The sequence below is a fragment of the Paenibacillus sp. EB106-04-04-XG159 genome (genome assembly GCF_058791835.1).
Window position 1 is genome coordinate 35914 of the sequence record NZ_JBYTDY010000019.1, and the last position, 26109, is coordinate 62022.

At 48.9% G+C, this 26109-nt stretch carries 26 protein-coding genes; 10 read left to right on the top strand and 16 right to left on the bottom strand.

Features of this window, described 5'->3' with window-relative positions; all coding sequences use genetic code 11:
- Window positions 1-154 precede the first annotated feature (154 nt).
- Window positions 155-727 (bottom strand): hypothetical protein, encoded by a 573-nt coding sequence (locus AC3WTP_RS19455; RefSeq protein ID WP_492396293.1) that lies wholly within the window; start codon window positions 725-727, stop codon window positions 155-157.
- Window positions 728-1002: 275 nt separating this feature from the next.
- Window positions 1003-2715 carry a degradosome RNA helicase CshA gene (gene cshA / locus AC3WTP_RS19460; protein WP_492396294.1) on the bottom strand — a complete coding sequence of 571 codons (1713 nt, stop codon included), beginning with the start codon at window positions 2713-2715 and terminating at the stop codon, window positions 1003-1005.
- Window positions 2716-2982: 267 nt separating this feature from the next.
- Between cshA and AC3WTP_RS19465 the strand changes: the two genes are divergently transcribed.
- Entirely contained in the window at window positions 2983-3810 is an 828-nt protein-coding gene (locus tag AC3WTP_RS19465; protein WP_492396295.1) for a YitT family protein, read from the top strand.
- A 94-nt stretch (window positions 3811-3904) separates the two neighbouring features.
- On the opposite strand, the gene AC3WTP_RS19470 is transcribed toward AC3WTP_RS19465, so the two are convergent.
- The 4 genes from AC3WTP_RS19470 to AC3WTP_RS19485 form a co-directional block, all read right to left on the bottom strand.
- Entirely contained in the window at window positions 3905-4111 is a 207-nt protein-coding gene (locus AC3WTP_RS19470) for a DUF3906 family protein (RefSeq protein ID WP_492396296.1), read from the bottom strand.
- Window positions 4112-4196: 85 nt separating this feature from the next.
- A complete protein-coding gene (gene pfkA / locus AC3WTP_RS19475; RefSeq protein ID WP_492396297.1) occupies window positions 4197-5168 on the bottom strand; it encodes a 6-phosphofructokinase in 972 nt (323 codons plus the stop codon).
- Between the two features lie 23 nt (window positions 5169-5191).
- A complete protein-coding gene (locus tag AC3WTP_RS19480; RefSeq protein WP_492396298.1) occupies window positions 5192-6217 on the bottom strand; it encodes a tetraprenyl-beta-curcumene synthase family protein in 1026 nt (341 codons plus the stop codon).
- A 159-nt stretch (window positions 6218-6376) separates the two neighbouring features.
- A complete protein-coding gene (locus tag AC3WTP_RS19485; protein ID WP_492396299.1) occupies window positions 6377-6694 on the bottom strand; it encodes a hypothetical protein in 318 nt (105 codons plus the stop codon).
- A gap of 219 nt (window positions 6695-6913) precedes the next feature.
- On the opposite strand from AC3WTP_RS19485, the gene AC3WTP_RS19490 reads away from it, so the two are divergent.
- Together AC3WTP_RS19490 and AC3WTP_RS19495 are read left to right on the top strand one after the other, a co-directional pair.
- Window positions 6914-8095: an MFS transporter gene (locus tag AC3WTP_RS19490; protein ID WP_492396300.1), complete on the top strand. Its 1182-nt coding sequence runs from the start codon at window positions 6914-6916 to the stop codon at window positions 8093-8095.
- A 192-nt stretch (window positions 8096-8287) separates the two neighbouring features.
- Window positions 8288-8938 (top strand): nitroreductase family protein, encoded by a 651-nt coding sequence (locus AC3WTP_RS19495; RefSeq protein WP_492396301.1) that lies wholly within the window; start codon window positions 8288-8290, stop codon window positions 8936-8938.
- A 625-nt stretch (window positions 8939-9563) separates the two neighbouring features.
- Here the strand turns inward: AC3WTP_RS19495 and AC3WTP_RS19500 are convergent.
- From AC3WTP_RS19500 to AC3WTP_RS19520, 5 genes are all read right to left on the bottom strand, one after another.
- Window positions 9564-10166, bottom strand: coding sequence for a response regulator transcription factor (locus AC3WTP_RS19500; RefSeq protein ID WP_492396302.1), 603 nt, complete (start codon window positions 10164-10166; stop codon window positions 9564-9566).
- Entirely contained in the window at window positions 10163-11308 is a 1146-nt protein-coding gene (locus AC3WTP_RS19505) for a sensor histidine kinase (RefSeq protein WP_492396303.1), read from the bottom strand. Before AC3WTP_RS19505 ends, AC3WTP_RS19500 begins: the two co-directional genes overlap by 4 nt.
- 3 nt (window positions 11309-11311) lie before the next feature.
- A complete protein-coding gene (locus AC3WTP_RS19510; protein ID WP_492396304.1) occupies window positions 11312-12055 on the bottom strand; it encodes an ABC transporter permease in 744 nt (247 codons plus the stop codon).
- Window positions 12052-12957 carry an ABC transporter ATP-binding protein gene (locus AC3WTP_RS19515; RefSeq protein ID WP_492396305.1) on the bottom strand — a complete coding sequence of 302 codons (906 nt, stop codon included), beginning with the start codon at window positions 12955-12957 and terminating at the stop codon, window positions 12052-12054. The genes AC3WTP_RS19510 and AC3WTP_RS19515 overlap by 4 nt, the downstream gene beginning before the upstream one ends.
- A gap of 222 nt (window positions 12958-13179) precedes the next feature.
- Entirely contained in the window at window positions 13180-13377 is a 198-nt protein-coding gene (locus tag AC3WTP_RS19520; protein ID WP_492396306.1) for a cold shock domain-containing protein, read from the bottom strand.
- A 206-nt stretch (window positions 13378-13583) separates the two neighbouring features.
- Between AC3WTP_RS19520 and AC3WTP_RS19525 the strand changes: the two genes are divergently transcribed.
- From AC3WTP_RS19525 to AC3WTP_RS19555, 7 genes are all read left to right on the top strand, one after another.
- The gene (locus AC3WTP_RS19525; protein ID WP_492396307.1) at window positions 13584-13817 is read left to right on the top strand and encodes a hypothetical protein; all 234 of its coding nucleotides are present in this window, start codon (window positions 13584-13586) and stop codon (window positions 13815-13817) included.
- 15 nt (window positions 13818-13832) lie between these two features.
- Complete coding sequence (locus AC3WTP_RS19530; RefSeq protein WP_492396308.1) at window positions 13833-14012, top strand: hypothetical protein; 180 nt, start codon at window positions 13833-13835, stop codon at window positions 14010-14012.
- A 386-nt stretch (window positions 14013-14398) separates the two neighbouring features.
- Window positions 14399-16195 (top strand): oligoendopeptidase F, encoded by a 1797-nt coding sequence (gene pepF / locus AC3WTP_RS19535; protein WP_492396309.1) that lies wholly within the window; start codon window positions 14399-14401, stop codon window positions 16193-16195.
- A 133-nt stretch (window positions 16196-16328) separates the two neighbouring features.
- A complete protein-coding gene (locus AC3WTP_RS19540) occupies window positions 16329-16703 on the top strand; it encodes a LapA family protein (RefSeq protein WP_492396310.1) in 375 nt (124 codons plus the stop codon).
- A gap of 63 nt (window positions 16704-16766) precedes the next feature.
- A complete protein-coding gene (locus AC3WTP_RS19545) occupies window positions 16767-17858 on the top strand; it encodes a M42 family metallopeptidase (RefSeq protein WP_492396311.1) in 1092 nt (363 codons plus the stop codon).
- Between the two features lie 12 nt (window positions 17859-17870).
- Window positions 17871-18896 carry an oxidoreductase gene (locus AC3WTP_RS19550; protein ID WP_492396312.1) on the top strand — a complete coding sequence of 342 codons (1026 nt, stop codon included), beginning with the start codon at window positions 17871-17873 and terminating at the stop codon, window positions 18894-18896.
- Window positions 18897-19082: 186 nt separating this feature from the next.
- Window positions 19083-19802, top strand: a complete 720-nt coding sequence (locus tag AC3WTP_RS19555) for a helix-turn-helix domain-containing protein (protein ID WP_492396313.1) — start codon at window positions 19083-19085, stop codon at window positions 19800-19802.
- A gap of 505 nt (window positions 19803-20307) precedes the next feature.
- Here the strand turns inward: AC3WTP_RS19555 and AC3WTP_RS19560 are convergent.
- The 5 genes from AC3WTP_RS19560 to AC3WTP_RS19580 all read right to left on the bottom strand — a co-directional run bounded on the left by AC3WTP_RS19560 (window position 20308) and on the right by AC3WTP_RS19580 (window position 26048).
- The gene (locus tag AC3WTP_RS19560) at window positions 20308-22260 is read right to left on the bottom strand and encodes an ABC-F family ATP-binding cassette domain-containing protein (RefSeq protein WP_492396314.1); all 1953 of its coding nucleotides are present in this window, start codon (window positions 22258-22260) and stop codon (window positions 20308-20310) included.
- 138 nt (window positions 22261-22398) lie between these two features.
- On the bottom strand, window positions 22399-23025 hold the full coding sequence (locus tag AC3WTP_RS19565; RefSeq protein WP_492396315.1) for a TetR/AcrR family transcriptional regulator: 627 nt from the start codon (window positions 23023-23025) through the stop codon (window positions 22399-22401).
- Between the two features lie 135 nt (window positions 23026-23160).
- Complete coding sequence (locus AC3WTP_RS19570; RefSeq protein WP_492396316.1) at window positions 23161-24003, bottom strand: DUF92 domain-containing protein; 843 nt, start codon at window positions 24001-24003, stop codon at window positions 23161-23163.
- Window positions 24000-24641, bottom strand: a complete 642-nt coding sequence (locus AC3WTP_RS19575) for a fumarylacetoacetate hydrolase family protein (protein ID WP_492396317.1) — start codon at window positions 24639-24641, stop codon at window positions 24000-24002. Before AC3WTP_RS19575 ends, AC3WTP_RS19570 begins: the two co-directional genes overlap by 4 nt.
- Before the next feature lie 57 nt (window positions 24642-24698).
- Window positions 24699-26048 carry a CapA family protein gene (locus tag AC3WTP_RS19580; RefSeq protein ID WP_492396318.1) on the bottom strand — a complete coding sequence of 450 codons (1350 nt, stop codon included), beginning with the start codon at window positions 26046-26048 and terminating at the stop codon, window positions 24699-24701.
- Between the last annotated feature and the right edge of the window lie 61 nt (window positions 26049-26109).

Genomic DNA, 26109 nt, shown 5'->3' on the forward strand with positions numbered 1-26109 from the left:
TAGATCTACTTCTCTTGGCTCATGCCCATTAGTGTAACGGTAACACGCCAAATGTTAATCCGGTATTTAGTTCCTTGAATATAATAATTCAAGCATCTGACTTCGTCAATAGGAAGAATGAAAGCGCTATTATTTACCAAAACTCAACTAAGGATTAGGATGATGCCGCTAAACCTTCTGATGCCCCTGCCAAACGTACAGCGTCTCTTAAGTCACCTTTATAAATCAGCTTAAGTCGGTTGCAGTTACGAAAATCTTCCGGAATGACGAATTCAGCATCCTTCTCAATGAGAGGATCACCATTATCCTGAAATAATGATGCAACGAATTGCGAGCAGAAATAAGCATTCCTACGCGCGATCTTAATCCGAAGCGCGATCCCGAATATTCCTATTAAATTGTACCGGTACCTCTTGCGGTTCTGTTCGATGTATTGGACACGACTATAAATCCTATTATACATCGCTTCATTGACCGTACAGCTATAAATTGCGCACCTTGTGGTCCTATTAGCGGAGCGGATGAGATCACCCGCCACTTGCTCACGAAGAAACCCGCCTGACAGCGGATTCCAACGCTGAGTTCGTCCGAAGCTGTATATTTCCGATAGCTGCAAATCAAATGCTACGGATGCATGATTGAGCTCATGCCTCGTATATAACTTTATCATTTGAGAAAAGTAGGTACCCGTATCAGTTAGTAATATAAAAATTTCCCTCTCGCCCACAATACCCCACCAACTTGTATAATTTAATTAATTCCATAATAAGGCCATTGCATAAGTTGATTAAACGACCTTAAGTCTTAAATCAACCTGGACCAAAGTTGGATTATAAACCAATTAAACCACTTATTAACTCAATTATACAGATATAGTTGACGAAATGGGTGTCGTTTTTGATATAAATATCTCATGTTGTGAAGAAGCCAGTGTAGTGGAAGACCGAAAATAAAAAAAACAGTCAACCGATATGATTACCAGTTGACTGTTTCATGCTGTAATTATTCGGAATCTGAGCGATTGCTCTCACGATTCTCATTTGAACGGCGAGGACGACGATCTCCGCGATCACTGTTATTCCAATCACGGCGCTCACGATTGTCACGGTTGCCGCCGCTTCCATTGCTGCTTCCATTGCCGCGATAACCGCCGCCAGAGCGGTACCCATCACGATTGCCGCCATCGCGGTTGCCGCCTTCACGGTTGCCGCCATCGCGATTATAACCGCCGCTGTTGCTGCCGTAGCCGCCTCGATATCCACCGCCACCGCTTCCGTTTCCGCCTTCACGGCGACGATCACCTTCGCGATAGCTGCCTCCTGAGCGTCCACCGCGTCCGTAAGGATTCGACATCTTACGTCCATTCGAACGCACATCCGGCTTGCGGCGCTTCGCGCGAATCGGATCTTCCGGCGTCAATTGAACGTTTACTTCCTTCTTATCGCCAGTCAACAGCTTGAACGCTGCAGACAGCAATTGAACGGAATCGTATTGATCAAGCAATTGGATCGTAAGCGCCTTATACTCGTTAAGATCACCTTGCTCCAACACTTCCAACAAACGCTCGCCGATAATGCGTTGCTTGCCTTCGATCGCTTCAGCTAAGCTAGGTACAGGCTTGCGCGTAATGCGGTGGCGAGTAACACGCTCGATGAAGTTCAGGTGGTCAATCTCACGCGGTGTCACAAAGGACCACGCGCTTCCTTCTTTACCTGCGCGTCCTGTACGGCCGATACGGTGCACATAGGATTCTGGGTCCTGTGGAAGGTCAAAGTTAATTACATGCGTTACGCCCGATACGTCCAAGCCGCGCGCAGCAACGTCTGTAGCGACGAGCACGTCGATGCTGCCATCGCGGAACTTGCGCATAACCGCGTCACGCTGATTCTGTGACAGGTCGCCATGCAATCCGTCAGCGGAGTATCCGCGCTTCTGCAAGCCTTCAGCGAGCTCATCAACACGGCGCTTCGTACGTCCGAATACGATCGCAAGCTCAGGTGATTCCATATCCAGCAAACGGCTCAGTGCATCGAACTTCATACGTTCAGGCACTTCGATGTACGCTTGCTCGATCAACGGAGCGCTAACTTGCTTCGGCATAACGGAAACATGTTGCGGCTCTTTAAGGAAAGTATTCGCCAACTTCTGAATGTTAGGAGGCATAGTTGCGGAGAACAGCATCGTCTGGCGCTCTTCAGGCACCAAGCTTAAGATGCTCGTAATATCCTCCATAAAGCCCATATCCAACATTTCATCTGCTTCATCCAATACGACTGTTTGTACATCATCAAGACGAATTGTCTTGCGGTTGATGTGATCTAGGAGACGTCCTGGGGTTCCGATAATGATCTGAGGGCGCTTCTTCATGGCGCGGATCTGACGGCCGATATCTTGTCCACCATAAATCGGCAAGGAGCGGATTCCTTTGAATCGGGAAAGCTTCCCGATCTCTTCCGCTACCTGTATAGCAAGCTCACGTGTCGGTGTCATAATTAATGCGACTACGCGTTCTTCTGCAGGGTCAATCTTCGTAATAAGCGGAATACCGAATGCCGCTGTCTTACCTGTCCCTGTCTGTGCTTGTCCGATCATATCGCTGCCACTCAGCGCAATCGGAATAGCTTTCTCTTGTATCGGAGTCGACTCTTCAAACCCCAACTCAGTGATGGCTTGTAGAACCTTCGGCTCCAAACCAAATTCTGCAAATGTCTTCAAAATATTCAAACTCCTTCATTGTGGACAATCCACTCACATATCTGTATTCTTAAGTAGCGTCTTATAGGTGACGGAAAGCACATCAAGGCTGCCGTCTCATCATATACAATGCGGTTATGAAACATATTCCATTCACCCGCGTATTCGTTCATGTGTACAATTCAAATATTGAAGCATACTCAAGAATATCTAAATCATTATAACACAAATCTAAACTTTAATACCAGTAAGTAAGTCACTAATTCCATTAATTCGGGGTGAATCAGTTTGAAAAGGCTGTTAGAAGTGCTCGTCATCATAGCGGGAGCGGCCTGCATCGCTATTGCGTTTAATTTTTTCCTTGTTCCGCATCATTTTCTGAGCGGCGGTGTATCCGGCGTATCCATGATTACGAACTATCTCACCGGCGCGAATATCAGCGTGATCTATTTCGCGCTCAATATTCCACTTGTCATCTGGGGATGGTTCATACTCGGCAGAAAATTCATTACTTACAGCCTGATAAGTGTAGTTGCTGCAACTTGGTTCATCTCCATCATTCCAGTCAAGGCATTGTCTCCAGAACCGCTGCTGAGCGCGGTGTTTGGCGGTACGTTCGTCGGAATCGGGGTCGGTATCTCACTTCGAGTTGGCGGTTCAACAGGCGGATTCGATATCATTGGTTCAATTATTACGCGCTATCGTGATTTCCCGATCGGGAATATCTCCGTTACACTGAACTGTATCGTGATCCTTACTCACGGCCTCATTTCTCAGAATTGGGAGCTTGTGCTGTACTCGATGGTGTCAATCTACACAACTGGCAAAATAATGGACACGATCTTCATCAATCACTACAAGGTTACGGTATATATCATCACCAATCACAAGGATGAAATGCTGGAAAAGATGTTATGCCTGCCGCATGGTGTTACATGCATCAAGACACAGGGCGCCTTCTCCAATGTGGAACGAGATATGCTCATGACCGTAACGACACGATATGAATTGCAGGAGCTGAAGCGAGTCATAATCGAAGCTGATCCGAAAGCATTCGTCAACATTGTCGAAACAGTCGGCGTACTCGGTAACTTCCGTAAGCCGCGTTCGATTTAATATACCCATACTACACATAATAAGTACAAAGGAGCTCGCCCCTAAGCAGATACCGCTGCTTTAGAGACCAGCTCCTTTTTCATGTAAATTCATACTATGATTTGCGCGCTACGACGTAGCCAGCACCCTTTACGACCCGCTTCTTCTCCACGATCGAGAGCTGATAGCTTGATCCACTCAGCTGATTCTTATCCAGCAGCGCTTCAGCCTGCTCAAACGCCGCCTCATCCGTTTCCGCCAACACTAAACAATCCATAATGCCCTCAATTGATTCCGCTTCCACATGGTATAGGTACATCATCGTCTCCCTCCCAGCGCGAATATGAAGCAACAGGCTGCCTCTACCGAATGGAGAGACAGCCTGTTGTGTGATTCGTGCTGTATAATTATTGGGACAAACGGTTAGCGAGGTCGTATAGCTCCATGTTGAATTCTTTCTTCGTGTTGACAACGAGATCGATATCCGTAGCCACAAGCTGTCCGTTGATAATACCGCAGCCTTTGCCGGAATCACCTTCCATAAGACGGCGAACGGCGAAGTCGCCCAAGCGGCTTGCAAGAATCCGGTCTGTCGGTGTAGGCGCTCCACCGCGTTGAATATGGCCAAGAACGGTAACGCGCGGCTCAACAGATGGTGCGCGTTCAATGATGCCATTAACGATATCCTCACCTTTGCCTACGCCTTCTGCCACGATAACGATGCTATGACGCTTACCCGCCTTAAAGTTCTGTTCCATACGGCTTGCTACATCGTCAAGGCTGAACGGTATTTCAGGCACGAGAATCGATTCCGCGCCACTCGCGAGACCCGCGTAAAGAGCGATGTCACCGCAATGGCGACCCATCACTTCTACGACGGAAGAACGCTCATGCGAACTCATCGTGTCACGAAGCTTGTTAACCGCATCAACAACTACACTGACAGCAGTATCGAAGCCGATTGTATAATCAGTATACGAGATATCGTTATCAATAGTACCTGGTAGGCCCATTGTTTTGATTCCCAGCTTGCTAAGTTTGTTAGCTCCTTGATAAGAGCCGTCGCCGCCAATGACGATCAAGCCGTCAATGCCGTGGGAGCGCAGGACTTCCGCACCCTTTTGTTGTCCTTCAGCAGTTCTGAACTCCGTGCAGCGAGCAGATTGCAAGATAGTTCCACCGCGTTGAATGATATCACCTACGCTGCGAATATCCATTTGACGCAGATCATTGTTAAGCAAGCCTTGGTATCCACGTTGAACACCATATACCTCTAGCCCGTGGAATAGCGCTGTACGTACAACAGCACGAACAGCAGCGTTCATCCCTTGAGAATCTCCTCCGCTCGTGAGAACGGCAATTTTTTTTACAGCAGACATGGTATTTCCTCCCTCTATTCTCTTTACATATGATTGCGTATCCAGCGGCTGTTCACCCAGAAAAACACCCTCATCAGAGGGCTGCCCTTCATTAAGCGCTTGGATACATGGTGCACCTCAGTTTGTTCTCTCACTTTCGGATCCGATAAGTACAAGGCGAGTAGACCTTCAATAACCATCCGATGGAAGCGGTGATGCTCCAACTCCCGGATACTTTCAATCGCTCTCTCTGCAAATTGCTCGATCCGCATAATGACAGTCTCATCATCTTCGTAGTAATTACAGAAATTCAAATCGCCGCCAATACGGTCTTCTTCCTGGTCTATCAAATAATCAAGCAGGATGTGAAGCCCATTCACATAAGGAAAGTATGCGTTTCGGATACGCACCGCATCCTCTGCGCAAGCATCCTTGTTAAGTGCAGCAGCAAACAGCTGGAACATGCCAAGCGTTGAACCTGTAGCAGCAGCGAATTCATTCCATTTGATATCTGGATAGATCGCAGCATGTGGCTCCCACCACTCCCACAGCTTCGCTTCTCGCTCATTTCGGTGGATATGCTTATAAATCTGCAGCTCGGTGTACAGCTTAACTAGAGGAACCAATTCACCTCTTACCGCCTTATACCCCGGCAGCAAAGCAATGCTGTCTCGACACTGCTGAACGAGCGAATGCAGATACCCGCAGTCATCCTGATCGTCCCGCAGAGCATAGTAATTGACAAGCTCAACTTCTGGTTGAACCGCATCAAGCATCGATTGATGAAGCAACCGAAAATCCTCAGGGTCCAACGATGTGCTTCGATCACATAGATTGTCTAAATAATCACTAATGGTTTGAAAAGCGACAATCAGTGGTATAAGAATATGACGGCCGCTTGGCTGCAACGCAGCATACACTGCTCCACCTTGGCAATGAAACTGTTTGGTTTCAATACTGGCTAGCGCCTGTTTCTTTAATTCCTCATTCGATATTGAATCCGCAAGACGTGTCCATCGGGTCAACTCGGACCGAACTTCCGGCAATATGTACTTGTACACCTGAAACATTAGCCCCAAGGGCCCCTTAGGTGCTCCAATATGTGTTTGCCCTTGACGATCCAAGAAATTCCTCCGTTCTACACGCTGTCTAAACCGTGTGTTCATCCACTCATTTTAGTCAAAATCTATTATATTACGAAGTGACAGATTGCACAAACTTTCTATACACTAATGGTGAATCTTAGTATCCATGTCTTGTTGAGTGCGATACCAGATATGAAGATCATTGATAATACTCGCATATTCTGCGATTTCACTATTTAGTTTGCACGATTGTTCAAAATTTTCTTCATGGTACAGTTCATTCTGTTTGCGGATAATTATTTTTTCTATAGCCATGATGCGATCAGGGATGCGCCCTCTAATCTGCTCCCACATCTCCAGAATACTGCACTGCTCCTGCAAGCTCAAATGTTCCCATGGTTCGTTCAATTCCGGTAAAGGTATGCCTAATCGTTCGTTCATCTGAAAGTAACTGCTGACCACACATAATCCCCCAATTCAAACATATAGCATGACTATACAAGAGAAAGCTGTGTCTGCAAACTACTCCTGTATATGGAACCGTGATATACTGAATATTGCTTTATAATCCGAACAGCCCTCGACAATGTTGCTTCATTTAATGAACCTGTTCATCAAGCAGCAATAATGTTACCGAAATGCGTAGCATGCAAACGAGTGGCCCAAAGGAGCTCACCCATCATGATCACTTCCAAACAGAAAGAGATTCTATCACTGCGTGTATTTACATTTTCCGTATTTATGACATCAGCAGTCATTGTTTCCTATATGCCTCTATACTTTAAATCACTTGGATTCACAAGTGTACAGATCGGACTGCTCTATTCTTTGGGACCGTTAATTTCTATTGTATCAAACTTTATATGGGGCGTCACAAGCGACCGTATGCAAACGATAAAAAAAGTGCTTCTCATCCTGCTCCTTAGTCAAATCGCGATCTCAATTGTTCTAGGCATTGCGACGACATACGGTGCTGTGATTGTGCTGTTAGCAGCTTTCAATTTCTTCTACTATCCAATATCACCATTGACTGACAGCTTGGGTATCGTTACTGCGCAAGCACACCGCAAGAGCTTCATCAGCATAAGGGTATTCGGCTCTATAGGTTTCGCTTGTTCTGCGCTGCTGTTCGGCTTCATTCTAGGTTCGCTAGGCGCATCTTATACCATCTATGTCGTGCTTGGATTAGGGATTACTTCATTGATTCTAGGGTTGTTTATCACGGACAAGCAGGCTTCCATCAAGAAAATGGAGTTCGGTGGGCTATATCAGATTCTGATGCAGCGTGAAGTGCTGCTCTTCTTCTTATGCGTACTGCTGCTCGCTATCGCTCATCGCTTAAACGAAGCGTTTCTAGGTCTCGGTCTCGTGCAGCTCGGAGGTAAAGAATCGATTGTCGGATGGGCGTGGATGGTATCTTCTGTGAGCGAGATTCCGATATTCTTCCTGCTCAATGCTTATGGTGAGAAGTTTAAGGAGCTCCCCTTATTGACCTTAGCAGCAGGCATGTATATGGTGCGCCTGTTGATCGCGGCTCTCGTTCAGGATCCGTTATGGCTGATGAGCACTCAGGTGATGCACGGCGTATCGTTTGGCATCTTCTACTTTGTGGCGATCCGATACTTAAATCGAGTTATACCAGATCAATATCGAGCAACCGGCATGGCCGTATACACGGTGGTATGGTCTAGTGTTGCAGGACTTCTGAGCGGTACGATCGGAGGTCCTTTGATGGAGGCCTACGGTAAAGATGCTGTATACTTTACTGGCGTTGGCTTTGCAGCATTAGCAGGCATAGGCTTCCTTCTGCTTTCCTGGTTTTCGATGAAGGATAAGACCATGCGCAAGAAGTTGCATGCATAGTTCCGATAAAGACCATGCACAAGAAACTGCATGCACAGTTCTGATAATTGGCATAAATATCCTGCATTAGCGATTGCAATTTATGAAGCAGCTACTATAATAAGGAGTAGGTATTAGTATTTGGTACTAAAATGATGGAAGTATATTCAAGCTCTTATGTACATAGAGCCTCAGTCTCTGGAGGAACCGACTATGATTTCATATGAATCCGTCAAGGAACTTATTCAAGGTCGCCGCAGCGTACGCCGGTACCAGGAACGCGACATCACAGTGGAGGATGTCCGCGAATGCATCGATTGTGCGCGCTATGCGCCAAGCGACACCAACTCACAGACATGGGAATTCATCGCCGTCATGAACCGCGATATTCTGAAGCAGATCGAACAATTGACCTGGGATGCGATTCACGCTCGTGCAGCTGCTGCCGAAGAGCAAGGACTGCAGCGTGAAGCGAAGCTGCTGGTCAAGTCGTTCGGCCCTTACGCTACTGCATTTTCCGATGCGCCTGCGTTAATTATCTGTCTCGCGACACCGTACAACTCCAAGTTCCGCGAGAAGATCTTTGATCCGATCGCGCTAGTTCCAGAGCACATCTGGGAAGAAGAGGGCATCAAGAGCAGCTGTCTGGCTGTGCAGAACCTGATGCTAGCCGCACATGCCCGCGGCCTCGCGACATGCCCGATGACCGGGCCGGTGCTGTTGGCAGAAGAAGCGATCAAAGAGCTTCTTCACATTCCAGCGGACCGCGCGATGAACATGGTGCTGTCCATAGGACACCCGGTTGCCGTACCGGACAAGCTGCCGCGCAAAGACATCGATGAGATATTAACGTTCATCGAGTAGATATTAAGGCGCAAGGAAAGTTCATAAACACAGCAGTTGGCGAATACGCTGGCTGCTGTGTTTTTGCGTAGAGCTCGAATCTGTGGATGGCTCGGCGCTAGCTGTTGCGGGGGCGCTTGCTCGGTAACGGGGCTTTTGCCCGTTACAGCGCGATTATGTGCCGGGCTGGACGCGTTAACGGGGAATAACCCCGTTACGGATGCTGGGGCGCTGGCTGTTGCGGGGGCGCTTGCACGGTAACGGGGCTTTTACCCGTTACAGCGCGATTATACGCCGGGCCGGTCGCGTTAACGGGGTTATTCCCCGTTACGGATGCTCGGGCGCCGGCTTCTGCCGGTTTGATTGCCCCGTAACGGGGTTTTTACCCGTTACGGATGCTGGGGCACTGGCTGTTGCGGGGGCGCTTGCCCCGTAACGGGGTTTTTACCCGTTACAGCGCGATTCTGCGCCTGGCCGGTCGCGTTAACGGGGTTATTCCCCGTTACGGATGCTGGGGCGCTGGCTGTTGCGGGGGCGCTTGCACGGTAACGGGGTTTTTACCCGTTACAGCGCAATTATGCGCCCGGCCGGTCGCGTTAACGGTCTTATTCCCCGTTACGGAGGCTGGGCCGCTGAGCTATGCTGCTCAGAGCCAGCCCTTCTCTTCCGCTTTCGCCAGCGCTTCAATTCGGTTCTTAACACCCAGCTTGGAAAATATCTCCGAGGTGTAATTTCGCACGGTGCCGGACGACAAATATAGCTGCGCCGCGATTTCCTTCGTGCTCTTGCCTTCCGCTATGCATTGCAGAATCTCCCTTTCTCTATCCGTCAGCGGATTGACTCCCTTAACGATATGGTAGATGAGCTCTGGCGCAATCTGCCGTTTACCCTGCATCACGCAGCGGATGGATTCCGTCAACTGCTCGATCGGACCGTCCTTCAGCAGATAGCCGCTTACCTCCGCTTGAATCGCTCTTTCGAAGTAACCCGGCTTCGCGAACGTCGTCAGCATAATGATGCGGCAGTTCAAGCCTCGCTCCTTCAACGTCTCCGCCACCTCAAGTCCAGAACGATGCGGCATCTCAATATCCATCAGCACGACGTCAGGCTGAAGCCGCTCGATAATCGCGATTGCTTCATTGCCATTCGCCGCTTCACCGATCACTTCCATGTCTTCCTCCAGATCAAGCAGAGAGGCAAACGCTCCTCTCAACATCCGCTGATCCTCTACTATCACGATCCGAATCACAATACCGCCCCCTCCGCCTGCTGCACGATTGGAATGTAAAAGGCTACCTGTGTTCCTGTAGAATGGCTGTCTTGCTTCCAGCAGATATCCCCGCCAATGACGCCAAGCCGCTCCTTCATCCCTTTCATTCCGTTGCCTGGCACATTGTCTGTTCGTATGCCAATTCCATCATCCCTTACACATATAGATAATGCGCCTTCGTCGATCTGAACATGGAAGCTGCACACTGACGCCTGACTGTGCTTGACAATATTCGTAACCGCTTCGCGAATACAGTAGCTGGCGATATTCTGATTCAATGCTGACAGATGGTCGAAGCCTCTATCACCTTCATAACGGAAATCAATTCCTGCCGCTAACAGAATCTTCTCAACTTGCGCCAACTCCTCCTTCAAAGTGAGCGTACGCATATCAGCCACTAATTCCCGCATCTGCTTCAAGGCCGCACGCGAAGTCTGTTCCATCTCCTTCATCTCAAGGCGAGCGCGTTCCAGGTCTTTGTCCAGCAGCCGATCTACCAATTGGCTCTTCAGCGTCAACAAAGATAAGGTATGCCCGAGCGTATCATGAAGATCTCTTGCAATGCGCAGTCGTTCCTCGCTCTTAACCAGCTCACTGATCTTTTCTTTGGCGGAATCCAGCTCCTTCTCCAGTTCGGAATGCTTAAGCATAGAGCGAACGCCATATGGCGATAACAGCATCACGATAACAAATGGGCTCAAATTAAAGAGTGTCTCCATGAGTTCCAACTGATGCAGATTCATAACGATTGATAGACCGATCGCTCCCGCAAATTTTATAAAGATACGCCGAAATTGAATCTTGTCCGAAAACCATCCAATAAAGTTCGAAGTAAAGAATCCCATAAAGATGAACGTTATGCTGTACAAGGAGCAGAGTATGATAATGATAGCAAGTTGGAGATATATGAGTCCTCTAAACATCCGATCACTTTCTATAAAATAAAGCGCTCGGTAGCTCCATATAAACACAGCAAGCATCAAGTAGCCGATGACCATCTTAAGCCCTGTTTCTAATGACATCTGATAGATCGGCAAAAGAAAATAAAAGAGAAACACGACTGGAAAATAGCCGTACTTCTCTGGAAACAATCGAAATCGAGTGAAACGCTCCATTTTCATAAATTACATGCTCACCACTTCCTGTTTCTTCCTTATATACGTCGATATTAGCATGAATATAATCAGGTAACCAAGTAGAATTACTACATCTCGCCACTCTGGAGCAGTCCCTTCAACCAGCAGCCATACCCCATTCCGATACGAGTGGGAAGGCAGCCATTCACCGATGCTTCGCATTACTTTCGGTAAAGTCTGCGGCGGCATCCACATCCCGCCACATATCGCGAGAGCAAAATATATGAGATTGCCCACGCCTACAGCCAAGTCGATGCGCTTCATTAAGCCGAGCAGAGAGCCGAGCGCGAGAAACGCGCACGAGCCGAAAAGGATCCACACTGCGCTCATCACCCATGTCGTCCATGGCAATGAAACTCCATTTACGAGAACACCGATTATGAACATGGAGATGATGGAGAATAGATGAATGAGCGATTGACCTGCCATTTTCCCGATAAAATAAACACTTCCAGGCAAAGGCGTGACCCGAACCAACGTCGTGTATCCTTGTGAGGCCTCCTCCACATTACGCGCGCATAGCGTTACGATCGCTGTTCCCATCACACTGAACGATGTCATGGACATCAAGGCATAGGTCTTCCACATCCCAGTAGGATCATTGCCCATTGGAATGACATTCGTGTATAGGAGATAGAAGCCAGTAGGCATCAGCAGCGAAAATATGATATAGTACGGGTTCCGCAGCATCCTTCTGATCTCCATCTGAATCTGCATCCACATTCGATTCATACTGCCGCCTCCTCTTGTGATTTCGTTAGTTCCACAAATGCGTCATCCAAGCGACCCTGCTCAATCTGCAGCGACTTCATGCGAATTCCCATCGAAAATAGTGCATAGACGACCGAGTCACTATCGTTGGTCTGTATGACAATTCGCTCCTGATTCAGCTTCACTTCTAATACTTCCGGCAGCATCTTAATCCTATTGATAGTAGACTCATCCTGGTCCGCTGCGAAGGATACAGAGGCTGTGGTCAACTGTGCCTTCACTTCATCTGGACTCCCGTCTGCAATGACCGTCCCTCGATGAAGCATCACGATGCGATCCGCTAAGTCTTCCACCTCACGCAGATCATGACTCGTGAACACAATCGTCGTTCCTTTGGCGGCAAGTGCCCTAATCTTATCCCAGAACAAACGTCGAGACACGACATCCATGCCTACTGTCGGCTCATCCAGAAACAGCAGCTTCGGATCGCCCGCCATCGCTAGCGCGAAGCCGAGACGTCTCCGCTGACCTCCAGACAACTTGCTCGTCAGCTTCTTCCGCTCCTGCTCTAAGCCTGACACTCGGAACAATTCAGCCTTAGACATTGGATTAGGATAATAGCTGCGGAATAGATCTATAATCTCTTCCACCTTCAACCCATCCAGGATCTTCACAGTTTGCAGCATGACTCCGATCTGTTCGCGCACAGCTGTAGCCGTCGGCTCCTTTCCAAAGATGCGCACGTTCCCCTGCGTACATTTCACTAACCCCAGCATCATCGAGATCGTCGTCGTCTTCCCTGCTCCATTAGGACCGAGAATCGCAGTTATCGACCCGCCTTGAATATCTAGACTGACATCGCGAACCGCATGCTTGCCTTTATACACCTTGCTGATTCGATCCAGCTTCACTACTGCACACATCGCATTCCCCTCCTGCACCTTATAAGTACATTGTAGATGCGCTGCGTTCAGGTGATTAGTGAGTGAAGTAACAAAAAAAGATGACAAATGTCATCTTCTGAATACGTCAATGTCTTAGTTACAAAAAAAGAGCAGCTGCGCTCGATTGCTCGATGCACAGCCGCTCTGCGTTGCTATTGTACACTATTTATAAATGATAATCCCCGTTACAGGGCGATCTCATTATAATTTAATGACATTAGCAGCTTGTGGTCCACGATTTCCTTCGGAAACCTCGAACTCAACCGCTTGGCCCTCTTCCAATGTTTTGAAACCATCAGTTTCGATAGCTGAGAAGTGAACGAATACATCTTCGCCGCCCTCAGCGGAGATAAAGCCGTAGCCTTTCTCAGCATTAAACCATTTTACAGTACCTTTCAAGGTCATAACCTCCTCACATCTTCGCCAATATCAGGCGAATATTTACATTATACTGAAGTAGTTATTTGTTTGCAACTTCTATTTCATACAATATCATTTGATTTCGCCCATTTGCTGGGTTATGATGAACGGTAAAGAGGGCTCTATTTGTCCGTATATAACGGTCATCTCAGCTGCTTCTCCAGACAGAAATGAGGTTTAACAACATGCAGAAAAAACACGAGATCTACAAGAAGGACAAATGGAATATGTTGACGGTAGAAGAACAAGGCCGCCAGCTTGTACTCCGAGAAATTTCCGATCAATGGGGCGAGGATTGCCACACCTTCATCAGTCGTCCTGAGATGATGGCTTGGGTTGAACGCCGTTTTCCTAAATCCGACTTCATTAATAATGAGGCGGAATGGGAAGAGATTATGGCAGCGTTCAAAGAAGTATAAAGGCGGTTAGCGGTCATGAACACAACGATTAGTGTAGCTTTTATCGTACTTGCATTTGTGTTTGGCGGAGTACTTATTTGGAAGAAAGAAACGATCCCTAATCAATTGCGCCGCATCATGGCCTGGTGCGCCCTCATATTTATTGCATTTGCCTTCTTCTTGATCGTCTATACGCTTACTACAGCTAGCATATAGCGCCGCGATCGCTTCAACACGCAACATATTAAGGCTGCAAGCCATAACTAGAACAGAATAATTAAGGCCATACTACTATTCGGACCTTGCTAACTTTGCGATGGTTCGATTATTTGGTGGAATGTGAGCAGGCGGTATCTATTGCTTAGCTAGTGGTAGATCGACCGCCGCCCTCATTCATCCAGGAGGTATGTATGGTGCGCCACAGTTTCATGCTAACGTGCTGTCTCCTATCCGCACTCTTGCTGACAAGCAATGGGCTGTCTGCATGGGCTGCTATCTCAACGCCGCAGCGTGTTGACAAGGAGTTCACGACATACACATCCACAACTCGAAATGGAGATCCCTACTCGCGATCACATTTCGATTTACAAAGGAGGATATTCATGCAACAAGTAATGAAACGTTCTGAAGTAGCAGAAGAGAACCGTTGGAAACTTGAAGATCTATTCGGTTCTACAGCGGAGTGGGACTCTGAATATGCGCTAGTGCAGCAGTTGCTTGAGAAGATGCAGCAATACCAAGGCAAGCTGACTGAAGCAGCAGCGTTGAAGGCATGCTTCGAGCTTGAAGATGATATTTCCTTACATACCGAAAGACTATATGTATATGCAAACATGCGTCATCATGAAGACACGGCGGATCCGAAGTATCAAGCGCTCTCCGAGAAAGCGAAGAAGCTGAGCGTTAAAGTTAGCGAGTCCCTGTCCTTCATTTCTCCAGAAGTTCTGTCCCTATCAGATGAACAGCTTGATGCTCTAATCGAAAATGATGCATTGAAAGCATACCGCTTTACTTTGGTCGAGATGAAGCGTCAGAAAGCACATGTCTTATCCAAGCAAGAAGAGGCGCTGCTCGCTCAAGTAGGCAACCTTGCTAAGGCTCCAGAAACTATTTTCAGCCTGTTGAATAATGCCGACATGAAATTCCCTAAGATTAAGAATGACAAAGGCGAAGAGGTCGAATTAACTCATGGCCGCTATATCCAGTTCCTTGAGAGCCGCAATCCGGAAGTACGCAAGGCTGCATTTGAAGCCATGTACAATACTTATCGCAAGCAAAGCAACACGATTGCCGCCACATTGAGCGCAAACGTAACGAAGAACCAATTTTACGCTAATGCTCGCAAATATCCTTCTACCCTAGAGATGTTCCTTTCCGGCGACAATATTCCGAAGGAAGTTTATACGAATCTGATCAACACCATTCACAAGCACCTGCCGTTGATGCATCGCTACATGAAGCTGCGCCAGAAGCTGTTGAAGGTTGATGAGCTTCATATGTATGATCTGTTTGCGCCGATCGTCGAGCAGTTTGATATGGATATTACGTACGAGCAAGCGAAGGAAACGGTTAAAGAAAGCTTGAACCCGCTTGGCCCAGACTATCTAAGCGCCCTTCAAGATGGATTCGACAACAGCTGGATCGATGTATATGAAAATGAAGGCAAACGTACCGGCGCATACAGCTGGGGAGCCTACGGCACGCATCCTTATGTTCTGTTGAACCATAAAGATAACTTGAACAGCATGTTTACACTTGCTCATGAGATGGGACACGCACTTCACTCGTATTATTCAGACAACAATCTCCCATATCGCGACGCACAATACACCATCTTCCTCGCTGAAGTGGCTTCTACGCTGAACGAAGCGCTGCTGATGGATTACATGCTCAAGAAAACGACTGATCCGAAAGAGAAGATGTATCTTCTTGCCTACTATATCGATCAGTTCCGTACAACGGTATTCCGTCAGACGATGTTCGCCGAGTTCGAGCTGCAGATTCATGAGCACGCGGAAAAAGGAGAAGCGTTAACTCCACAACTGCTTAATGAGCTCTACTACGAGTTGAATAAGAAATATTATGGCGACGATATGGTCGTTGACAAGGATATTGAGATGGAATGGGCGCGTATTCCGCACTTCTACTCCAGCTTCTATGTCTACAAGTACGCAACAGGCTTCTCCGCTGCACAAAGCTTCGCGAAGCAAATTCTCGATGAAGGCCAACCAGCGGTTGAACGCTATCTTGGATTCCTGAAGAGCGGCGGCAGCGACTACTCGATTAACATCTTGAAGAAAGCTGGCGTCGATATGTCCACTCCTGCGCCGATCGAGGAAGGCATGAGCGTGCTGGAATCGCTTATCGATGAGATGGAAAAGATGGCAAACGCGAAGTAATTCAGAAGTAAGGACTTCGGATGGAACTCCTCATAATAGAAGGCAGGCGGGGATCCTCCCCGCCTTTTACTTGTGAATTCCGAAGACAGTCTACTCATTTACATCCAACACAATACTTGAAGGGAGATGCCACATGTTATTCAAAAAGTCTCAGCCCCATGATTCAAGCACCACACCCGTACGTATGCAGTGGACCCTCATTGCAGCACTCGTATTTGCATTAATTATAGCCATATTTGCGGTTATTAACGTGAATCCTGTTCCAGTTAATTTGCTGTTTGGCACCTTTGATGTTCCGCTTATTCTGCTCATCCTAGGATGCACTTTGCTGGGCGCGATCATTGTTGGATCATACAGCATCTACATTCAGTATCGCACACAGCGTAAAGTAAAGCTCTTGGAAGCGCAGCTATCCCAAGTGATTAGCGAAACAGGATACATATTTCCAATTGTGGAGACCGTATCCCAGTCAGATCAGTCCTCGAACTCACATGACAAGACTATATAGAACTAAGATTAATGATATCGTATGAATGAACAAGTTGAGATGGTGGAAAGGAGTTCTTCTATAATGAGTAAAATATTTTCTAACCCTTACGCAGAAGTTGGCAGAGAGGCGTTCAACCTCCAGATTGACAAGCAATATGTCATCGATCTGTTGATGGAGCTTCTGAGTGCGCCAAGCCCTACCGGCTATACGCATGATCTGATGAACCGTATCGCGGACGAAGCTGAACGCCTTGGATTCCAGATGGAACGCAATGCGAAGGGCTGCGGTTATATCCGAGTTACTGGTAGCGAATCGAGCCCGAACCGCGTTATCGCGCTGTCAGCGCATGTGGATACACTGGGCGCGATGGTTCGTTCTATCAATGGTGACGGCACCCTGCGCATGACTTCCATTGGCGGATATATGATGCAATCGATGGAAAATGAATACTGTAAAATACATACCCGCTCCGGCCATACATATACTGGAACCATTATGAGCAATCAGCCGTCTGTACATGTGTTTCCCGGCGCGCGCGATCTGAAGCGCGAAGAATCGAACATGATCGTACGGATCGACGAGATTACGTACAGCAAGTCCGATACTGAGAAGCTGGGGATCAATACCGGCGACTATGTGTCGTTCGAAGCTCGTCCTGAACATTTGCCAAGCGGATATATTAAGTCCCGCCATCTGGATGATAAGGCGAGCGTAGCAGCCTTGTTCGGGCTTCTGCACAGCATGAAGCAGCATAACTGGCAGCCTAAGCATGATATCATGATCATCGTAACGAATTATGAGGAGATCGGTCATGGAGCTTCCTATATCCCGCAGGATATCACGGAGATGATCGCTGTCGATATGGGCGCTATGGGTGATGACCTGAGATGTAAAGAGACGGATGTATCCATCTGCGCGAAGGATTCTTCCGGTCCGTACGATTACTTCATGACAGGCCGACTGATTGATCTCGCGGTGCGTGAACAGATCGCGCATGTCGTTGATGTGTATCCACAGTACGGCTCGGATGCTTCCGCCGCGCTGCGAGGCGGCAACAATATTCGCGCTGCGCTTATCGGACCGGGAGTTCATGCATCGCATGCGATGGAACGTACTCATGAGCAGGCTGTCATCAATACAGCGAAGCTATTGGCTGCCTACATAACCGAGTAGGAGGTGCTCTTTATGAATGATAACAACATGAATCCGCTAACTATAGAATCATTTTCAGCATTCGTTCTCGAACAAGACTCTGATGGACAGATCAATACCGGGGTGAAAGACATTACGATGGAGCAGCTGCCTGCAGCAGACGTTACGATTGAGGTGTCCTACTCCGGGATCAACTACAAAGATGCTCTCGCCTGTTCATCCAATGGCAGCATCGTCAAGCAATATCCGTTCGTACCAGGCATCGATGCCGCCGGCGTCGTCGTCGCTTCCGCGGACGAGCGCTTTCACCCCGGTCAGAATGTGATCGTGACCGGATATGAGCTCGGCGTTAGCCACTACGGCGGGCTGAGCCGATATATTCGCGTGCCCGGCGATTGGATCGTACCGCTGCCGAAGGGCTTGAGTCTGCGCGGCGCGATGATCTTCGGCACAGCGGGCTTGACGGCCGCGCTCTCGGTTGAGCGCATCGAGCAGCACGGCGTGAAGCCGGGGGACGGCAGCATCCTCGTCACCGGAGCGAGCGGCGGTGTCGGCTCACTCGCGGTAGCGATGCTTGCCAGCCTCGGCTACCACGTCACGGCCGCCACTGGCAAGGCCGAGGCGGAGCCGCTGCTGCGCCAGCTTGGCGCGCAGGACATCGTCAGCCGCGAATCGTGGCTGCCCGAGCGGCCGCGCTCGCTCGACAAGCAGAAATGGGCGGCGGCCGTCGATGTGTGCGGCGGCGATATTCTGGCCGCGGCGCTCGCCTCGATCAAGTACGGCGGCTGTGTGGCCGCGAGCGGCATGACGTCTGGCGGCACATTGCCGACGACGGTGTATCCATTTATTCTTAGAGGAATCACGCTCTATGGGATTGATTCCGTTTATGCATCGCAGGAGTGCAGAATGCACCTCTGGGCGCGAATCGCCCGTCAATGGGGACACATCGCTGAGCTTGAGCAGAACGTCAATATTTGCTCGCTGCATGATGTGCCGGAGCTGAGCGAGAAGATGCTAAGAGGCGGAGCCGTCGGTCGCTCGATTATAAAGCTATCATAAATTTACTTTGAAATTGATTAAGTTGACGTAGAGCCCAGCTAGCAGTTTAGCTGGGTTCTACTGCATCCTCACCTACTCTCCATTCATTCAACCGTTAGTTGAATTTCAGTTCAACTATTCGTTTATTGTGGTATTTTTCGCTAGCAACTATAGTGGAGACAACCAAATCGAAAGGGTGGTTTACGAATGACTGAGCTTAGAATCGCAAGCAACCTCGTCTATTTACGCAAGGACATGAAGCTGACGCAAGACGCAATGGCGGACAAACTGGGAGTAACCTTCCAGGCAGTATCCAAGTGGGAGAATGGACAAGCTTATCCAGATATCACTCTGCTGCCTGAGCTATCGAAGCTATTTAAACGCAGTATTGATGATCTCCTTCTAAATGATGTCTCTCAGCTGACTTCTGAAGCAGCACAGCATGGGCATATAGCTGCCGATACTTCAGGTGGCTCAAACAACAATGAGTTCACAAGCTCCGCCGATGGACAATACAGCATCAAACTGTTCCATAACGACGTAGAAGTGGCAGCTTTCAGTGAACTAGATGAGCGAATTGACATCAACTTGACGGGAACTATGAACAGTGTCGATTCCGCCTTTTCGATCACATGCGATAATATCGAAGGAAACGCCAACGCTGGCGGATCAATCACATGTGATTCAATCGAGGGCGATACCAATGCTGGAGGAAACATCAACTGCGATTCAATCGAGGGTGATACCAATGCCGGAGGAAACATCATTTGCGATTCAATCGAAGGCGATGCCAATGCCGGAGGAAATATCACTTGCGATTCAATCGAAGGCGATGCCAGTGCTGGGAACACGATTCAATGTGATACAATCCAAGGAGATGCATCAGCCAGCTTTCAAATCATTTGCAATGAGGTTGCGTCTCAATAAATTAAGCGCTGCCGCTTTTCGAGAATTCGTACTGAAATATTGTTCGAAATCGAGCTAGGAAGTGCGAGTTAACGGGGTATAGACAGCTTACGGTATCCAGCAGAGGAAGATCGGAGCTTCCCGCATCAGTTAACGGGTTTTTACCCCGTTACGGCTTGAATTTGAGCCATGCGACGCGAGTTAACGGGGTTTTTCCCGCTTACGGAAGCTAACGGATGTGCGGGCGGGGCTTCTCGTGCAAGTTAACGGGTTTTTTACCCGTTACAGCACGAATTTGAGCCACACCGCGAGAGTTAACGGGGTTTTTACCGCTTACGGAAGCCAACGGACGTGCGGGCGGGGTTTCTCGCACCAGTTAACGGTTTTTTTACCCGTTACGGCATGAGTTTGAGCCACCCAGCGCGAGAGTTAACGCGGTTTATCCGACTGGGGTCTAGTTGAGAGAGCGCAAGCGCCATACAAATAAAATGAGCGGCACATAATGTGCCGCTCATTTATTATTGTATCAGCCCCGCTTTGCGGCCTCGATCTGCTCTGCAAGCTCACTTAGCTCGGTCCAGCGGTCGATCAGCTCGTTGAGCTTCGCTTCCGCCTCTTGCTGCTCCTGCATCAGCTCCTGCAGGCGCTTGGAGTCGCTGAAGGCGACCTCCATGTCAGAAGTTATGCGCTCTAACTTCGCTTCTGCAGCTGCAACCAAGCCTTCGATCTGCTCGTACTCGCGCTCTTCCTTGTACGACATCTTCAGCTTCGGCTTGCGTTCCCCTCTTCCGCTTTGCTCGGACTCCTCCGCCGAAGCAGCCTGCGGCTTGCTCTCCTGCTTCACACTGTCAGCAGCCTGTACGGCAGTGAGCGATTTCATGCCATTCTTGTCACGCCACTCCGCATATTCCGAATAGTTGCCTACATGATGATGAATCTGGCCGCCTTCAAACGACCATATGCGATCCACAACACGGTCGAGGAAGTAGCGATCATGGGATACCGTGATCACGACTCCTGGGAAGTCATCCAGATACTGCTCCAATACAGCGAGCGTCTGAACGTCTAGATCGTTCGTTGGTTCGTCGAGCAGCAATACGTTAGGCGCGGTCATTAGCATACGCAGCAGCTGTAAGCGACGCTTCTCTCCACCTGAGAGCTTGCCGACGAGCGTCCATTGCATCGATGGACTAAATAGGAAGCGCTCCAACATCTGCGCGGCAGATATCGTCTGACCTTCACCCGTCTTGACGGTTTCTGCCGCTTCACGAATGTATTCGATCACGCGCAAGGATTCATCCATCTCTTCATGCTCCTGCGTGAAGAATCCGATCCGAACCGTCGGTCCCAGCGTAATCTCTCCACCATCTGGCTTACGTTGACCAGCAATAATATGCAGCAGCGTAGACTTTCCGCTGCCGTTCACACCGATGATGCCGATCCGATCTTCGGGTACCGCGATATAATTCAAATCTTCAAACAGCGTTCGTCCATCCACGACCGCCTTCAGCGACTCAAGCTCCATAATCTTCTTGCCCAATCGGCTGCTCGCAGCCGACATCTCCACCGCTTTATCGCGATGACCAGGGCCTTGTGCCTGCAGCGCTTCGAAGCGGTCGATGCGCGCCTTCTGCTTCGTCGACCGCGCCTTGGCGCCGCGGCGAATCCATGCCAGCTCTGTGCGCAATATATTTTGCCGCGTCTGCTCAGAAGCCGCTTCACGTGCCTCGCGATCCGCCTTCAACTCCAAGAAGCGCGTATAGTTCGCTTCATAGAAGTACGGTCTGCCTTGATCCAGCTCAATCATCCTATTCGCTACGCGATCGAGAAAGTAGCGATCATGCGTGATCATGATCAGCGCGCCAGTACGCTTCAGGAGCATCGACTCGAGCCATGATACCGTCTCGTGATCGACATGGTTCGTCGGCTCATCAAGCAGCAGGACATCCGCTTGATGGATCAAGCCAGCCGCAAGCGCTACCCGCTTGCGCTGGCCGCCGGACAGCGTGCCCATCAGCGCGTCATATCGGTGGATGCCGAGCTTAGACAGAATCGTCTTCGCTTCGCTCTCCAACTGCCATGCTTGCAGCCGATCCATGTCTTCACTGGCCTTTACCAGCATTTCCTGCAGCTTCATATCTTCGGGATGATCGCCTAATGCCTCCATGACTTGTGTATATCGACGTACAGCTTCCATCTCAGGCGTATCGCCGCTCAGCACCGAATCTAACACTGTTGCCTTCGGATTGAACTCCGGCTCCTGCGCAACATACTCTACTGTTACGCCTTTACCTTTCATGATTCGCCCTTGCTCAATAGGCTCTTCCCCCGCTATCGTACGCATAAAAGTGGATTTACCCGTACCATTCACACCGACGATACCGAAGCGATCTCCCTTCTCGATACCGAAAGAAACATCAGCAAACAGCGTCTTCTCACCGTAACTCTTTCCTAGTTGTTCAATTGTCATGACATGCATGTTCGTTCCTCCTGCTCTTTCCGATGTTACAGCTATATAAAGCTACATACAGCTACATAAAGCAACACTAAACAACACAAAAGAGGCTGTCTCAACCTTCCATTGAAACAGCCCCTGTACATGATCTGCAGCAACCTCTTACTTGTCGTTGATCGGCGTATTCGCATACGCATTCGAGTTCAGTACACGGGGTTGGTCCTCACTAACGCATCCGTTCATGAAGATGTTCGTCGAGAAAGCGATACGTTCTTCTAGATCATGACTCGTGAAGTTCGGGGTATACAGGATATCCATCTTGATCACATCCAGAATACCTACAAATGACTTCGCATGCAGCTTGGGCTCAGGCACATTGAATTTTTCCATCGTGTCCGCAAGCAGCTTCATGTATTTCCCAGTGAAATCCCGCAATGCCGACATCATCTCGGGATCATTGTTCGGAGCTTTGAAGAACAGGTTCGTATATTTCCTACGATCAAAATAATAACGAAGATGATAATCCGCAATATATGCTAATCGCTGTTGCAGCGTATCTCTCTTATGAATGCCATATTCAAGTTCACCGAGAAATTGATCGAAATCACGCTTGGAAATAGCCGCAAACAGCTGCTCCTTACTGGTAAAATACAAATATAATGTGCCTTTAGCGATACCCGCTTTTTTAGCGATATCAGACATTTTCGTTTCGTAAAAACCATTGGAACCGAAGAGTTCATAAGCGGCGTCTAATATCAGATTCTGTTTATCGCCATTATTGGTGCTCATCGGCCCACCTCCTTCAGTAATAGCCTTAAGAAGGCTGCATCATTTCAGTACTACGACTATACCATGCCAAGTCATAAATGTCGATTTGCGGCCGAAATGGTGAGCTTGCCATGAGGGCGGCAAGCAAGTCAGTGTTCAAGGCAGCAGGAGATAGCCGATTAACAAAGCAACGCCACCGCCAACGAACGAGCTGATCCCATTAACGAGATCGTTAGTCATCCAGCGAGCGCCGCGAACAAGCCGCGTTCGTGCTCCGCAGTGAGCGGTCTTCTCCGTCGAACATCCGCAGCTGCAGCACTCATAAGACGCTTGAACAGTCGCACCGAGCAGAGAATCAGTCAAGGAGCCCGCAATGCCGCCAACTGTTGCACTTAAGCACAGGGTCAGCAGGATCGACCAAGTATAAGGATATGGCAATGCTGGATCAGCAGCAATGTACAACAATACCATTGCCGCGACACCGATCAGCAAAGCTCCGAGCGCCGTTGCCATCGTTCCGAGCTTCGATATGGCTCCAGAGGTTCCTGCTGGCACAGTCTTGCCCGTTAGAATCGATCGCGGAGCGCTTCGACTTAAGCTGCCGATCTCCGTGGCCCACGTATCCGCATTAACTGTGGCCATCACGCCCAAGAATAGCAGCAGCCACGCAGGATGCGGATTCCAAGCATTGGCCATGCACAGCACCATACCGATGCCGCCATTGGCGAATACTTGCCCGGCATCTCTCCGACCGCTTTTCTCATATACATCGTCAAATCGCGCTTTGGCGCGTTTTTTCCATTTGGACCAGTAGGTAGAACTAACGAAGAACGTCGTCAGCAGCCCGAACCAGAGCAAGCTTCCGCCTCCAAAGTAGATCGTCCCCATGACGATTGCCGCCAGCGCGCCAGACCGTGTCAGCGACTGTTTCCGATACGCCATACCAGCTGCCGCCAAGCTGCCGCCAAAGCCAATCAACCATTCCCAGATCGTATTCATCGCTGTTCCTCAGCTTGTATGCGGCAAGCACCTAACGATTCGCCATTCCATAGCAATGTCAGCTCATCTCCCGCTTCCACTGGTCCAACTCCGGAAGGTGTCCCCGTAAAGATGATATCCCCTGCCCCTAGTCCGTAGTTGGCTGCAACATATGCAATTAACTTGTCGATCGAAAAGATCATTTCCGATACTGTCCCCTGTTGAACAACATTCCCGTTGCGCTGCATCGAGAATACTGTGCCTATCAACTTATCCGTACCTGGATATGGTTGGAATGGAGTGATCGGACCCGAATGAAGCACACCCTTCGCCGCAAGCCAAGGATGACCCTTCTTCTTCAGCACATCCTGCACATCACGCAGCGTGAAATCAATGCCAAGCGCGAAGCCATCAACCGCTTCATCAGCCGTCATGCCAGGCGTTACGTCACGCCCGATGCGCAGCACAAGTTCGAGTTCATGATGAACCGAGCCCTTATGAAGCGGAAGCGGCAGCAGCGTACCATCCTCTATAACGCGGACAGCGTGCGATGGCTTCAGAAACACCATTGGTTCTGCAGGCACATCATTGCCAAGCTCCAATGCATGCAGTTTATAGTTACGTCCAATACAATACACATTTTGAATCGATAGTTTCATAGGTATGAGCTCCTTATAACTCTTCTGAATATAAAATAAATGATAGCTGATCATCCTTCACTTGCTTGTTACTCTACCCTCTGAATCAATTTTCACATTATAGGATATGCTCTCTAAGCGTTTAAACAGCTTCTGTGCTGCGTCTTCTTTCATCGGAACAGCTTGCCCAATCTCCGTGTAATAAGGAACCAGCTTCAAGCTGATCTCGCCGTCCTTCGAGCATTCCGCTTGGAGCACCATCGTCTCCCATGTCTTGGGTTCCGATGATTTGGTAAAGATGAAGTTGCCCATGCTGTAAGCAATCCATTTGCCTTTGTATGATTCTATTCCTTGCAGCACATGCGGGTGACCTCCTACGATCAGGTCTGCGCCCGCGTCAATATAGGCTTTAGCAAGTGACTTCTGATATTCAACCGGTGTGTCCTTCCTCTCTTCGCCCCAATGCGGCACGACGATGACTAGGTCCACATCATCACGAACTCGCTTAATAGCTTCAACTGCTTTGGCAGGATCATATGTCGCAGCCAATCCAGCATCATGCTTGCCGGCATACCAGTTGACATCCGGAATGACTTTCGTAAAGCCGAAAACTGCGATCTTCATCCCCTTTTTCTCGACGATATAAGGGCTGTAAGCTTCAGTGCTGTCCTTGCCAGCACCCACGTATCCGATCTCCGCCTTCTTCAATGCAGCGAAGGTATCTAGCAGGCCTTCCTTACCCTGATCCATGGAATGATTGTTGGCCAGATTGACGACGTCAATGCCCGCTTCCTTCATCGCAGGCGCCATCTTAGGATTTGATTTGTATACGAATTCCTTGTCCTTCGCAGGGACTCCGCCCGACGTAATAGGTGTTTCCAGATTCGCAATCGTTAGATCATCATTCTTAAACATGTCAGTCGCATATCGGTATGGAAAGTCATAGCCCTTCGTTTCGACAACATTGGCTACCTTGCCAGCATTAATGACATCTCCAACAAAGGTCAGTAGGACGGTCCCTTCGTCTTCTTTTTCCTCTTCTTCAACCTCTGCCTTCGAGTCAGAAGGATTGGAACCGGTACCTGCAGACTGGCCCGTATCTGTCTTGCCGGAGGCGGATTGATCATTCCCTGGTTGGGTCGCCGTTGTCCCGGAACTCTTACTAGAACTGGATGAGCTCGGTTCCTTATCCGAACCTGAAGTATCGATAGGATTAGTTGAAGGTCCCGATTGTGCTGGTTCACCCTGCACCATATCCAATCCGCCTTGAGCAATTGAGCGAATATCGAGCAAGCCCGACATCTGACCGCCGACGATGGCACCTACTACGAGAACGAATAGCAGAAGATTAAAAACTAATAGCTTGTTTCGTTTCCGTTTGCGTTTCTCTCGCTGCAGTCTCCTTGACTCGGTACGAGATTGTTCCATAATAACTCCTAACTGGCCGCATCAATAATGAGCCTCTTTATTAACCCAACGACATGAACTA